Source organism: Pseudomonas sp. BCRC 81390 (assembly GCF_030341915.1).
In the GTDB taxonomy this organism is placed as follows: Bacteria; Pseudomonadota; Gammaproteobacteria; order Pseudomonadales; family Pseudomonadaceae; genus Aquipseudomonas.
On the sequence record NZ_JATAAG010000030.1, the window covers coordinates 1 to 240 of the forward strand.

Annotated in this window: 1 protein-coding gene; it reads right to left on the reverse strand. The window is 61.2% G+C overall.

Going from position 1 to position 240, the window contains the following annotated elements:
* Positions 1 to 240: immunoglobulin-like domain-containing protein (locus tag QSV36_RS12295; RefSeq protein ID WP_289131876.1), on the reverse strand; the 240-nt coding region annotated here is incomplete at both ends.

Genomic DNA, 240 nt, shown 5'->3' on the forward strand with positions numbered 1-240 from the left:
GGGTTGCTCAGGGTCACGGTGTAGGTGATCACGCCACCTTCGGTCACAGACGGCGTCGCCGTCAGGGTCGCTGTGGTGACATCGACCGAGTCGTTGATCGTGGTTTGAGCCGGGGTCGGATTCGGCGTCAGCTGTTCGAAGTTGCCACCGGTCGCACCGGTAATCGTGGTGCTGACGGTCGAGCCATTGTTGTAGACGTCGTTCGCCGGGGTTTCGAAATCGACACTGCCCTGGGTCTTG